At 63.3% G+C, this 12,774-nt stretch carries 9 protein-coding genes; 6 read left to right on the forward strand and 3 right to left on the reverse strand.

Annotated elements, in window-relative coordinates; translation table 11 throughout:
• Positions 1-9: 9 nt before the first annotated feature.
• Positions 10-3,459, reverse strand: coding sequence for a transcription-repair coupling factor (mfd, locus tag QQ992_RS08670; RefSeq protein WP_286113027.1), 3,450 nt, complete (start codon positions 3,457-3,459; stop codon positions 10-12).
• A gap of 167 nt (positions 3,460-3,626) precedes the next feature.
• Here mfd and QQ992_RS08675 point away from each other — a divergent pair, with 167 nt between their 5' ends.
• The 3 genes from QQ992_RS08675 to sthA all read left to right on the forward strand — a co-directional run bounded on the left by QQ992_RS08675 (position 3,627) and on the right by sthA (position 8,034).
• Positions 3,627-5,090, forward strand: a complete 1,464-nt coding sequence (locus QQ992_RS08675) for a glyceraldehyde-3-phosphate dehydrogenase (RefSeq protein ID WP_286113028.1) — start codon at positions 3,627-3,629, stop codon at positions 5,088-5,090.
• Positions 5,091-5,436: 346 nt separating this feature from the next.
• Positions 5,437-6,435 carry an FAD:protein FMN transferase gene (locus tag QQ992_RS08680; RefSeq protein WP_286113029.1) on the forward strand — a complete coding sequence of 333 codons (999 nt, stop codon included), beginning with the start codon at positions 5,437-5,439 and terminating at the stop codon, positions 6,433-6,435.
• Positions 6,436-6,639: 204 nt separating this feature from the next.
• Positions 6,640-8,034, forward strand: a complete 1,395-nt coding sequence (gene sthA, locus QQ992_RS08685; RefSeq protein ID WP_105945223.1) for a Si-specific NAD(P)(+) transhydrogenase — start codon at positions 6,640-6,642, stop codon at positions 8,032-8,034.
• Between the two features lie 48 nt (positions 8,035-8,082).
• Here sthA and QQ992_RS08690 read toward each other — a convergent pair whose 3' ends face one another.
• Entirely contained in the window at positions 8,083-8,799 is a 717-nt protein-coding gene (locus tag QQ992_RS08690; RefSeq protein WP_286113030.1) for a glycerophosphodiester phosphodiesterase, read from the reverse strand.
• A 31-nt stretch (positions 8,800-8,830) separates the two neighbouring features.
• Positions 8,831-9,415 (reverse strand): PilZ domain-containing protein, encoded by a 585-nt coding sequence (locus QQ992_RS08695; RefSeq protein WP_286113031.1) that lies wholly within the window; start codon positions 9,413-9,415, stop codon positions 8,831-8,833.
• A 93-nt stretch (positions 9,416-9,508) separates the two neighbouring features.
• Here QQ992_RS08695 and QQ992_RS08700 point away from each other — a divergent pair, with 93 nt between their 5' ends.
• From QQ992_RS08700 to QQ992_RS08710, 3 genes are all read left to right on the forward strand, one after another.
• Complete coding sequence (locus QQ992_RS08700; protein WP_286113032.1) at positions 9,509-10,759, forward strand: lipoprotein-releasing ABC transporter permease subunit; 1,251 nt, start codon at positions 9,509-9,511, stop codon at positions 10,757-10,759.
• A 7-nt stretch (positions 10,760-10,766) separates the two neighbouring features.
• Positions 10,767-11,450: a lipoprotein-releasing ABC transporter ATP-binding protein LolD gene (gene lolD, locus QQ992_RS08705; protein WP_171577286.1), complete on the forward strand. Its 684-nt coding sequence runs from the start codon at positions 10,767-10,769 to the stop codon at positions 11,448-11,450.
• 61 nt (positions 11,451-11,511) lie between these two features.
• Positions 11,512-12,753: a lipoprotein-releasing ABC transporter permease subunit gene (locus QQ992_RS08710; protein ID WP_286113035.1), complete on the forward strand. Its 1,242-nt coding sequence runs from the start codon at positions 11,512-11,514 to the stop codon at positions 12,751-12,753.
• Positions 12,754-12,774: the final 21 nt, after the last annotated feature.

Genomic DNA, 12,774 nt, shown 5'->3' on the forward strand with positions numbered 1-12,774 from the left:
GGATCTTCCTTAGGCAGGCTGTGGGGTCAGGCGCTCGAACAGCGCCTCCAGGGTGTTGAAACGTTCGTCGGGGCGCTCCATCGGCACCAGGAAACGGAACTGGGTCGCACCTTCGAACTTGTAGCGTTTGGGCTGGCCCTGGATCAGCTTGATCAGGGTCAGCGGGTCGACCGGGGTTTCGGCCTCGAACTCGAGCTTGCCGCCATTGGGGCCGGCGTCGACTTTCTTGATGCCGAGCTTTTCCGCAAGCAGCTTGAGCGAGGTCAGGCGCATCAGGTTCTTGGTCGGCTCCGGCAGCAGGCCGAAGCGGTCGATCATTTCCACTTGCAGGTCTTTGAGGCCTTCTTCGTCGGCCGCCGAGGCAATGCGCTTGTAGAGGATCAGCCGTGCGTGCACGTCGGGCAGGTAGTCTTCGGGGATCAGCGCCGGCAGGCGCAGGTTGATCTCCGGGCCACCGCCCAGTGGCTGTTCGAGGTTCGGCTGGGTGCCTTTGCGAATCGCCTTCACCGCACGTTCGAGCATTTCCATGTACAGCGTGAAGCCCACCGCCTGGATCTGCCCGCTCTGGCCTTCGCCCAGCAGCTCGCCCGCGCCACGGATTTCCAGGTCGTTGGTGGCCAGTACGAAACCGGCACCCAGGTCCTGGGTGTTGGCGATGGCCTCCAGGCGTTTTTCGGCGTCGGCGCTGACTTTTTGCCGAGTGGGCGTGAGCAGGTAGGCGTAAGCCTGGTGGTGGCTACGGCCAACCCGGCCACGCAGTTGGTGCAGCTGGGCCAGGCCGAACTTGTCGGCACGTTCGATGACGATGGTGTTGGCGCTGGGCACGTCGATGCCGGTTTCGATGATGGTCGAGGCCACCAGCACGTTGAAGCGCTTGTGGTAGAAGTCGCTCATCACCTGTTCCAGCTCGCGCTCGCGCATTTGCCCGTGGCCAATGCCGATGCGCGCCTCGGGTACCAGTTCGGCGAGGTCGGCGGCGCATTTTTCGATGGTTTTCACATCGTTGTGCAGGTAGTACACCTGGCCACCGCGCAGCAGTTCGCGCAACAGCGCCTCTTTGACCGTGCTCTTGTTCTGTTCCATGACGAAGGTGCGCACCGACAGGCGGCGCGCCGGCGGCGTGGCGATGATCGACAGGTCGCGCATGCCCGCTACCGCCATGTTCAGCGTACGCGGAATCGGCGTGGCGGTGAGGGTAAGGATGTCGACCTCGCTGCGCAGGGCCTTCAGTTGCTCCTTCTGGCGCACGCCAAAACGGTGTTCTTCGTCGATGATGGCCAGGCCCAGGTCCTTGAAGCGCACATCGTCCTGCAACAGCTTGTGGGTGCCGATGAGGATGTCGATCTTGCCTTCGGCCAGGTCGGCGGCAGCGGTGGCCACTTCCTTGGCGGATTTGAAGCGGCTCATCACTTCCACGGTCACCGGCCAGTCGGCGAAGCGGTCGCGGAAACTGTTGTAGTGCTGCTGGGCAAGCAGGGTGGTGGGCACCAGCACGGCCACCTGGCGGCCGCTGTGCACGGCGATGAACGCGGCGCGCATGGCCACTTCGGTTTTGCCGAAGCCGACGTCGCCGCACACCAGGCGGTCCATCGGCTTGGGTGCCAGCATGTCGGCACGCACGGCTTCGATGGCGGCTTGCTGGTCCGGGGTTTCTTCGAACGGGAAGCCGGCGCTGAAGGTGGCATAGTCGGCAGACGGGTCGGCAAACGCATAACCCTTGCGCGCAGCGCGGCGGGCATAGATGTCGAGCAACTCGGCGGCCACGTCGCGCACCTGTTCGGCGGCCTTGCGCTTGGCTTTCTGCCAGGCCTCCGAGCCCAGCCGGTGCAGCGGCGCCAGCGCGTCGTCGCTACCGGTGTAGCGGGCGATCAGGTGCAGGTTGGCCACCGGCACATACAACTTGGCGTTCTCGGCGTATTCCAGGGTAAGGAACTCGGCGGCCTGGCCGTCGATTTCCAGGGTGGCCAGGCCCAGGTAGCGGCCCACACCGTGGTCGATGTGCACCACTGGTGCGCCTTCGCGCAGCTCGGTGAGGTTCTTGATGACGGCGTCGTTGGCGGTTTCGCCACGCTTGTCGCGGCGTCGGCGCTGCATCACCCGCTGGCCGAACAGCGGGCTTTCGGCCACCAGGGCCAGGCCTGGGTCGTCCAGCACCAGGCCGTCGTCCAGTGGGGCAATGGTGATTGCCAGGCGCTCGCTGCCGGTAATGAAATCGTGCCAGCCGTCGACGGTATGCGGGCGCAGCTTCAGCCGGTCGAGCAGTTCCAGCAACACTTCGCGGCGGCCCGCCGATTCGGCGGTAAACAGCACGCGGCCGGGGAACTGGTCGAGGAAGTTGGCCAGTTCGGCCAGCGGCTGGTTGGCCTTGGCCTCAATGGCCAGGTTGGGCAGGGCACGCGCCGGGAAGCGCTCGCGGCCTACACCTGGGTCGAGGTCTTCGCTGCTGACCACCACACGCGGCCATTGCTTGAGCTGGGCGAAGCAGTCCTCGACCGGCAGGAACAGCTCGGCCGGTGGCAGCAGTGGGCGGCTCAGGTCGCCACGACGGTCTTCGTAACGCCCGCGCACGTCGTTCCAGAAGTGTTCGGCAGCCTGTTCCACACCGGGCAGCGAGAACACCTGGGTGTCGGCCGGCAGGTAGTCGAACAGGGTCGAGGTTTCTTCGAAGAACAGCGGCAGGTAGTACTCGATGCCGGCGGGGATGATGCCGCTGGCCAAGTCCTGGAAGATGGCGCTGCGGCGGAAGTCGACGTCGAAGCGCTCACGGAAGCGCGCCTTGAAACGGGTCACTTCCTCTTTCTGCATCGGGAATTCGCGCGCGGGTAGCAGGCGCACCGAATCCACCTTGTCGATCGAGCGCTGTGTCTCGGGGTCGAAGGTGCGCAGCGTCTCGATCTCGTCATCGAACAGGTCGATACGGTAGGGCAGTTTGCTGCCCATCGGGAACAGGTCGATCAGCGCGCCGCGCACGGCAAACTCGCCATGCTCGTACACGGTGTCGACGCAGCGATAGCCGCTGGCCTCCAGGCGCGTACGCATCTGTTCCACGTCGATGGTCTGGCCCACATCCAGCACCAGGCTGCTGCCTAGCAGAAAGCGTGTGGGTGCCAGACGGTGCAGGGCGGTGGTGACCGGCACCACGAGGATGCCGTGGCTCAGCTCCGGCAGGCGGTACAGGCTGGCGATGCGCTGGGAAATGATGTCCTGGTGTGGCGAGAACAGGTCATAGGGCAGGGTTTCCCAATCGGGGAACGGCAGCACCGGCAGGTCCGGGGCAAAGAAGCGCAGCTCCTGTTCCAGACGGTCGGCGGCCTGGCTGTCGGCCGTCAGCAGCAGGGTGAAGCGGCCAGCGCTGCTGGCGGCCTCGGCGATGGCAAGGCTGAGGGCGGCACCGGGCAGGTTGCCCCAGGTTTGTTTGCCGGCCGTGGCCGACATTTGCGGTAGGCGCAGAACTGACACGGGAGATTGCACTCCAAGCGTTGCGGCAAAGAGACCGATTGTACCGGTGCCAGTGCCGCCTGTCAGGCTTGAAAGGGCATGAATGCTGGCTTGCGTGACTACGACAGGCGCTCATTGCCGGTTCCGCGTTGGGGCGTCATAATGTAGCCCCTTTTTTCTGTCCCTACATGTGGAAGGTTCCCGTGACTCAGAAGCCCGACCAGTGTCTTGGTGAGTGGATTGATCGTGAAGCCCTGGCTGAAGCGATGATCCCGCTTATCGGTCAGCTCTACCGCAACAACAACGTGGTGAGCTCGATTTATGGCCGCAGCCTGATCAACCGTTCGGTTATCTCGATCCTCAAGGCGCACCGCTTTGCGCGTCATCGTCAAACCGACGAAACCGAACTGTCCGTCCACGAGACATTCCCACTGCTCAAGGCCATGAGCGAGCTGAAACTGGGCGCCGCTTCGGTCGACCTGGGCAAGCTGGCCAACAAGTTCAAGCAGGAAGGCAATGGCCGCACTGCCGAGCAGTTCGTCCGTGAAGAGCTGGCTGACGTGGTTGGCCAGCAGAACGCTTCGGCCCGTAAAGGCACCGACGTTGTCCTGTACGGCTTCGGCCGCATCGGCCGCCTGCTGGCGCGCATCCTGATCGAGAAGACCGGTGGTGGCGACGGCCTGCGCCTGCGTGCCATCGTTGTGCGCAAAGGCGCCGAAAACGACCTGGTCAAGCGTGCCAGCCTGCTGCGTCGTGACTCGGTACACGGCCCGTTCGATGGCACCATCACCATCGATGAAGCCAACAACACCATCACCGCCAACGGCAACCTGATCCAGGTTATCTACGCCAAGAGCCCGAGCGAAGTCGACTACACCCAGTACGGCATCGAGAACGCGCTGATCGTCGACAACACCGGCGTATGGCGTGATGCCGATGGCCTGGGCCAGCACCTGGCCTGCCCGGGCGCTGCCCGCGTGATCCTCACCGCACCTGGCAAGGGCGCGCTGAAGAACATCGTGCACGGCATCAACCACGGTGACATCGCCGCCGATGACAAGATCATCTCGGCTGCTTCCTGCACCACCAACGCCATCGTGCCGGTGCTCAAGGCTGTCAACGACAAGTACGGCATCGTCAACGGCCACGTCGAAACCGTTCACTCGTTCACCAACGACCAGAACCTGATCGACAACTTCCACAAGGGCAGCCGCCGTGGCCGCGCCGCGCCGCTGAACATGGTTATCACCGAAACCGGCGCCGCCACTGCTGCCGCCAAGGCACTGCCAGTGCTGAAGGGCAAGCTGACCGGCAACGCCATTCGCGTACCGACGCCGAACGTTTCGATGGCCATCCTGAACCTGAACCTGGAAAAGGCCACCTCGCGCGACGAGATCAACGAGTACCTGCGCCAGACCGCCATGCACTCGGAACTGCACAAGCAGATCGACTACGTCAGCTCGCAGGAAGTGGTTTCGACCGACTTCGTCGGCTCGCGCCACGCCGGTGTGGTTGACGCTGAAGCCACCATCGCCAACGACAACCGCGTTGTTCTGTACGTCTGGTACGACAACGAGTTCGGTTACAGCTGCCAGGTGGTTCGCGTGATGGAAGACATGGCCGGTGTGAACCCGCCAGCGTTTCCACGCTAATGCGCTTGTAAGGCAGTGAAAAAACGGGAACCTTCGGGTTCCCGTTTTTTTTGCCTGGAGTAAGTTGTGTGGCGCCTGTTAGATCGAGCGCCGCCCGCACGGCGCATCGCGAGCAAGCTCGCTCCTACATTTGTTTCGGGCCAGTTATTCCTGAGACAGAGGCGCGCGGCCCTTTGGCGACCACCTCGATATCGTGCGGAACAAACAAGGCGGTCGCACACTTTGCCGTAGGCGTTACTGGCCCGAAACAAATGTAGGAGCGAGCTTGCTCGCGATGCGCCGCGCGGGCGGCGCTCGATATTTGCCACGCCACAAAATTCAAGACAAGCACCCAGGAACCGATTTTTTGCGCAAAGCCTTACTGTTCATCCTTCTGCTTCTCACCGCCTGCAACCAGGGTTCAACCCTAGAGCGCCTGGGTGGCCCGACCATGGGCAGCAGTTACAGCATCCAGTACGTCCGTGAGCCCGGCGGCCCGGCGCCGGAACAGGTGCAAGCGGCGGTCGAAACCATCCTGGGCGACATCGACCAGCACTATTCGACCTACCGCGCAGACTCCGTCGTCAGCCTGTTCAACCAGTTGCCCGCCAACCAGTGCCTGGCCCTGCCGCCCGACATGCTCGAACTGGTCAACCTTGGCCAGCACCTGGCCGAGCAGAGTGATGGCGCCTTCGACCTCACTGTCGAGCCCTTGCTCGACCTGTGGGGCTTTGGCCCCCAGGCCCGCCACGAGCAGGTGCCAGACCCGCAAGCCCTGGCCCAGGTGCGCCAGCGCGTGGGCTACCGGCACTTGCACATCAAAGGCCAGGCCCTGTGCAAGGACGCCCCGGTGCAGCTCGACTTCAACAGCATTGCCGCCGGCCATGCCGTCGACCTGATTGCCGCTCGCCTGCAAGCCATGGGCGTAACCCGCTTTGTCGCCGAGGCCACTGGCGAGCTCAAGGCGGTCGGCCGCAAACCCGATGGCAGCCCATGGCGCATCGCCCTGGAACTGCCCCGTGAAGACCGCCAGATCGCCCGGCAGATCATCCCGGTCAATGGCCTTTCAGTATCAACCTCGGGTGACTATCGGCACTATTTCGAGCAGAATGGCCGGCGCTATTCGCACGCCTTCGATGCCCGCCTGGGGCGCCCGGTGCAACATGACCTGGCCGCCGTCACCGTGCTGCACGCTTCGGCGCTGCAGGCCGACGGTTATTCGACGCTGCTGCTGATCCTTGGCCCTGAGCGTGGCTGGGATTTTGCCCTGGCGCATGGCCTCGCTGCGGTATTGGTGACTCGGGCCGAGGGTGGCTTCGTCTCCCGAGCTACGCCCGCATTCGAACGGGCGGTGAAAGGCGATTGAAAGCGCAGGCAGGGATGATTGCCGCCAGGGAATGGGTAAACCATATGTAGTGCGGGCGAAATTGGCCTACGACGCGACCAAGGGTTAATGTGCGCGGCGTTCACGCTTGATTAGACTGCACCCGAATTTTCTCATGACGCCCCGGCGGCATGATCGCGCCCCGCGAGCGACCGTGGCTTGCGGGCCAGTTCTGAAGGAGTACGCATGGCTGTCTACAACTACGACGTAGTGGTGCTGGGTTCCGGCCCGGCCGGTGAAGGCGCGGCAATGAACGCCGCCAAAGCAGGGCGCAAGGTGGCGATGGTCGATGACCGTCGCCAGGTCGGTGGCAACTGCACCCACCTGGGTACCATCCCGTCCAAGGCACTGCGTCACTCGGTGCGGCAGATCATGCAGTTCAACACCAACCCGATGTTCCGTGCCATCGGTGAGCCACGCTGGTTCTCGTTCCCGGACGTGCTGAAAAGCGCCGAGAAGGTGATTGCCAAGCAGGTGGCATCGCGCACGGGCTACTACGCCCGTAACCGCGTTGACGTGTTCTTCGGCACCGGCAGCTTTGCCGACGAGCAAACCGTCGAAGTGGTGTGCCCGAACGGCGTGGTGGAAAAACTCAACGCCAAGCACATCATCATCGCCACTGGTTCGCGCCCGTATCGCCCGGCCGACATCGACTTCCACCACCCGCGTGTGTACGACAGCGACACCATCCTCAGCCTCAGCCATACCCCGCGCAAGCTGATCGTGTACGGCGCCGGTGTGATCGGTTGCGAATACGCCTCGATCTTCAGTGGCCTGGGCGTGCTGGTGGAGCTGGTGGACAACCGTGGCCAGCTGCTGAGCTTCCTGGATTCGGAAATTTCCCAGGCGCTGAGCTACCACTTCAGCAACAACAACATCACCGTGCGCCACAACGAAGAGTATGAGCGCGTCGAAGGCCTGGACAACGGGGTGGTCCTGCACCTGAAGTCGGGCAAGAAGATCAAGGCTGACGCCTTGCTGTGGTGCAACGGCCGTACCGGCAACACCGACAAGCTGGGCCTGGAAAACATCGGTATCAAGGTTAACAGCCGTGGCCAGATCGAGGTCGACGAGGCCTACCGCACCAGCGTGCCGAACATCTACGGTGCAGGCGACGTGATCGGCTGGCCAAGCCTGGCCAGTGCCGCCCATGACCAGGGCCGTTCGGCGGCTGGCAGCATCGTCGACAATGGCAGCTGGCGCTTCGTCAATGACGTGCCGACCGGCATCTACACCATTCCGGAAATCAGCTCGATCGGCAAGAACGAGCAGGAGCTGACCCAGGCCAAGGTGCCGTACGAAGTGGGCAAAGCCTTCTTCAAGGGCATGGCGCGTGCGCAGATCGCCGGCGAGCCGCAGGGCATGCTGAAGATCCTGTTCCACCGCGAAACCCTGGAAATCCTCGGCGTGCACTGCTTCGGCTACCAGGCTTCGGAAATTGTCCACATCGGCCAGGCCATCATGAACCAGCCGGGCGAGCTGAATAACCTGAAGTACTTCGTCAACACCACGTTCAACTACCCGACCATGGCCGAAGCCTACCGGGTAGCTGCCTACGACGGCCTGAACCGGCTTTTTTGAGCGGCTCCGACCGGTGGCCTGAGCCGGTCGGAGAGACCGATTTCAACCCTACCCGAGGGTGGTCTTGGCCAAACCGGGAAAGTCTGTAATCAGGCTGTCCACGCCAAAGTCAGCGAGCCGGCGCATCAGTGCCGGTTCGTTGACCGTCCACACCGACACGTGCAAGCCCTGGCCCTGTGCTTTGAGCAGGCGCTCGGGGGTGCACAGTGTCCAGTTCAGGGCCAGCATCTCGCAGCCGTAGTTCTGCGCCACCTTCAACGGGTCGAGCCAGGCGTATTCGGCTACCAGCCCGCGTTTCAGATCCGGCACCAGTTCCTGGGCTGCGCCCAATACTTCGCGTGAGCTGGAGGTGATGGTCACCTTGTCCAGCAGGCCGTATTGCTGGGCCAGTTCGCGGATCGCCAGCACGGTGGTGGCGGCGCGGGTGCGCGAAGCGCTCTTGACTTCCAGCTGCCAGTGCTCGAACGGGCACTTCTCGAACAGTTCTTCCAGTTTTGGAATAGGGCAGGGCTGCACATGGCCCGGGCCGCCTTTACGTGCGTCGATTTTCACCAGGTCGGCGGCCGGGTGCTCGACCACCTTGCCGCGTTTGCCGGTGGTGCGCTTGAGGGTAGGGTCGTGGATCACCATCAGCTCGTTGTCGGCCGACAGGTGCAGGTCCAGCTCGCAGCGGGTGACGCCGTGGGACAGGCACTGGCGAAAGCTGGTCAGGGTGTTCTCGGGTGCTTCGCCCTTGGCGCCGCGATGGCCGTAGATCAGGGTCACGTTCGTTCCTTCAAATCAGGGGGAAATAGGCTCAGGAGGCGGGGTCGTTCTGTTCCAGCTGCTGGCGCCGTTGTTGTTGCTGGCGCTGCAGGATGTAGCGGGCCAGCAGTTGACGCTGGGCGTCGGTCATGTCGGTGAACTCGGTGCCGACCTCGAAGCCGCCCTCCGGGCGCGGGTCGCAATGGGTGACCTTGCCGCGCAGCAGCAGGCCATGGGCGCGCGGCATCAGCACCATTTTCACTTTTACCCGGGTACCGGGGTCAATCTGCGTGGCCTGGGCGAATTCGATACCGCCTTCGGAGATGACCACCGGCAGAGGCTGGCCGACTTCGCCGAGCAGAGTCTGGGCAACGACTGCGCTGAGCAGGTCGAGGCGTTTGTTCTGCGCCTTCAGAAAGGCGGCGAGGGTGCGGTCCTTGTCGCTCAACTGGCGCAGCAGGTGCTGCGACTCGAAGTCGGACAAGTGCAGCTCGCTGAGCAGGTTGAACAGCGGGGAATCATCTTGCAATACATCTGGCTCAAGGGCTTCGGCCGCGCTGAGGGGGCTTATTTGAAGTGCGATCCGATCTTCGATGCGGTAGTATTCGCGGCGATCTTCTTCGTCTAATGTCGTCATGGCGAACCCAAGGTAGCGGCGGTGGTCCGAGTGTAAAGCCGCCGTAGGCGCCTCGCCACAAGGACGTTCCCTTTCATCCGAACAAGCCCCGACATGTTCAGACCTCTTTTCGCATTCATCGGTACGCGTTATACCCGTGCCAAACGCCGTAATCACTTCGTCTCGTTCATTTCCCTGACCTCGATGATCGGCCTCGCCCTGGGCGTGGTGGTGATGATCGTGGTGCTGTCGGTGATGAACGGTTTCGACCACGAGATGCGCACCCGCGTGCTCGGCATGGTCCCGCATGCCACGCTGGAGAGCGGCCAGCCCATAACCGACTGGCCTGCCCTTGCCCAACAAGTAAAGCAGAATCCGCAGGTGGTGGCGGTAGCGCCCTTCACCCAGATGCAGGGCCTGCTGACCCATGACGGCAAGGTGCAGAAGGTGTTGCTCAACGGCATCGACCCGGCCCGCGAGCGCGAGGTGTCGATTATCGACAACTTCATCTTGCAAGGCCGCCTCGACCAGCTGGCGCCAGGCGAGTGGGGCATCATGATCGGCGACAAGGCTGCGGCCAAGCTGGGTGTGGCCATTGGCGACAAACTCACCTTCGTCGCCCCTGAAGTCAGCGTGACGCCTGCCGGCATGTTCCCGCGCATGAAGCGCTTCACCGTGGTGGGCACCTTCCATGTGGGCGCGGGCGAGATCGACGGCTATCTGGGCCTGACCAACATCAGCGACCTGTCCCGCCTGCACCGCTGGAAGCCCGACCAGGTGCAGGGCCTGCGCCTGAAGTTCGACGACCTGTTCCAGGCGCCGCGGGTGGCCTGGAGCATTGCCCAGCAGCTGGGTGACCAGGAGTACTACAGCCGCGACTGGACCCGTACCCACGGCAACCTGTACCAGGCCATCCGCATGGAAAAGGCCATGATCGGCCTGCTGTTGCTGCTGATCGTGGCGGTGGCGGCGTTCAACATCATTTCCACGCTGGTGATGGTGGTGAACGACAAGCGTGGTGACATTGCCATCCTGCGCACACTGGGCACCACGCCCGGGCAGATCATGCTCATCTTCATGGTCCAGGGCACGGTAATCGGGGTGATCGGTACCCTGATCGGCGCCGTGGTCGGGATTGTTGCCGCGCTGAACGTGAGTGCGGCGATCGCCGGCATCGAGAAACTGATCGGGCACAAGTTCCTCAACGCCGACGTGTACTTCATCGATTACCTGCCCTCGCAGATCCAGGCCCAGGATGTGTACATGGTCTGCGGTGCGGCGCTGGTCCTGAGTTTCTTCGCCACCCTGTACCCGGCCTGGCGTGCGGCCCGCACCCAGCCTGCAGAGGCGCTACGTTATGAGTGAGTCGCGCATGAGTGATAAAGCCGTTCTGAGTTGCCGCAACCTGGGCAAGTCCTACGACGAGGGCCCGGAGTCGGTGCAGGTGCTGTCCGGGCTCAACCTGGAGCTGCATGCCGGTGAGCGCATTGCCATCGTCGGTAGCTCGGGCTCTGGCAAGAGTACCTTGCTCAACCTGCTGGGCGGCCTCGACCGTCCGACCCAGGGCAGCGTCTGGCTGGCCGGCGAAGAGCTGTCGGCGCTGGGCGAGCGCGCCCGTGGCCTGCTGCGCAACCGTGAGCTGGGCTTTGTCTACCAGTTCCACCACCTGTTGCCAGAGTTCACCGCCATCGAGAACGTGTGCATGCCGCTGCTGATCGGCCGCACGCCCATCCCCGAGGCCCGTGAGCGCGCCGAGGCGCTGCTCAAGCGCGTGGGCCTGGGCCATCGCCTGAACCACAAGCCGGCCGAGCTGTCCGGTGGTGAGCGCCAGCGTGTGGCGATTGCCCGGGCCCTGGTCAACCGCCCTGGCCTGGTGATGCTCGACGAGCCGACCGGCAACCTCGACCACCATACCGCCCAGGGCATCCAGGAGCTGATGCAGGAGCTGTCCAGCGCCTCGCGCACGGCGTTCCTGGTGGTGACCCACGACCTCAACCTGGCGCGGCAGATGGACCGTGTATTGAAGCTCGACGACGGCCACCTGGTGGCCATCTGATCGACTGCCCGGGGTGGCAGGTGCCGCCCCGTTTTCCTGTTTTCACTGGGTGATTCCGTACATGTTCAGACCCTTGCCCATTTTCATCGGCGCGCGCTACACCCGAGCCAAGCGTCGCAACCACTTCATCTCGTTCATTTCGATGACCTCGATGATCGGCCTGTCGCTGGGTGTGCTGGCGATGATCGTGGTGTTGTCGGTGATGAACGGCTTCCAGCGTGAAATGAGTGCGCGCATTCTTGGCCTGGTGCCGCATGCCGCCATCCTGGGCGTGCAGCCGATGGACGACTGGCACAAGGTGGCCGACACGGCCCTGCAGAACCCGGCGGTGATGGCGGCAGCGCCGATTACCGAAATGGAAGGCATGCTGTCGTACAAGGGGGCGATGCAGCCGATCCAGGTGGGCGGTATCGACCCGGCCGAAGAGGGCAAGGTCTCTATCGTTGGCCAGCACATCGTGCAGGGCCGCTTGCAGGACCTGCAACCGGGTGAGTTCGGCGTGGTGATCGGCGAGCTGACGGCGCGTCGCTTTCGCCTGAACACCGGCGACAAGCTGACCCTGATCGTGCCGGAAATCAGCAAGGAGCCGGGCGGCATTACCCCGCGTATGCAGCGCCTGACCGTGGTCGGTATTTTCAAGGTGGGCGCCGAGCTGGATGGTTCGCAGGCTTATATCCACGTGGCGGATGCTGGTGAGATGCAGCGCTGGGCGCCGGGCCAGGTGCAGGGCGTGCGGTTGAAACTGCATGACCTGTACGCCGCGCCGCAGGTGTCCAAGGCCATCGCTGCCGGGCTGGGCGATGCCTACCGCGCCGATGACTGGTCGCACACCCAGGGCAGCCTGTTCAGCGCCATGAAGATGGAAAAGACCATGATCGGCCTGTTGCTGATGATGATCATCGCGGTGGCCGCGTTCAACATCATCGCCACCCTGGTGATGGTAGTGAACGACAAGGGGCCGGACATTGCCATCCTGCGTACCCTGGGCGCCACGCCGGCGCAGATCATGGGCACGTTCATGGTTCAGGGCAGCCTGATCGGCATTGTCGGCACGTTGATTGGTGGCGTGCTGGGAGTGATTGCGGCGTTCAATGTCAGCCAGATCGTTGGATGGCTGGAGCGGGTGAGCGGGCAGCACATCTTTACGTCGGATGTGTACTTTGTCAGCAGCTTGCCGTCGCAGTTGCAGTGGGGGGATGTGGCGATCATCTGCACGGCGGGGTTGGTGATGAGCTTTTTGGCGACCATTTACCCGGCATATCGGGCATCGCAGGTGCAGCCGGCGATTGGCCTGGCGGTTTGATGTTTGCTTGAGATTTTGGGG

The sequence above is a fragment of the Pseudomonas kurunegalensis genome (assembly GCF_030291635.1).
GTDB classification, from domain to species: Bacteria; Pseudomonadota; Gammaproteobacteria; order Pseudomonadales; family Pseudomonadaceae; genus Aquipseudomonas; species Aquipseudomonas monteilii.

What these genes read in the sequence shown, in the direction of transcription:
- QQ992_RS08695 (WP_286113031.1), bottom strand. Translation starts at nt 9,415, where the DNA reads ATGACGACATTAGACGAAGAAGATCGCCGCGAATACTACCGCATCGAA.
- QQ992_RS08710 (WP_286113035.1), top strand. Translation starts at nt 11,512, where the DNA reads ATGTTCAGACCCTTGCCCATTTTCATCGGCGCGCGCTACACCCGAGCC.
- QQ992_RS08700 (WP_286113032.1), top strand. Translation starts at nt 9,509, where the DNA reads ATGTTCAGACCTCTTTTCGCATTCATCGGTACGCGTTATACCCGTGCC.
- lolD (WP_171577286.1), top strand. Translation starts at nt 10,767, where the DNA reads ATGAGTGATAAAGCCGTTCTGAGTTGCCGCAACCTGGGCAAGTCCTAC.
- sthA (WP_105945223.1), top strand. Translation starts at nt 6,640, where the DNA reads ATGGCTGTCTACAACTACGACGTAGTGGTGCTGGGTTCCGGCCCGGCC.
- QQ992_RS08675 (WP_286113028.1), top strand. Translation starts at nt 3,627, where the DNA reads ATGTGGAAGGTTCCCGTGACTCAGAAGCCCGACCAGTGTCTTGGTGAG.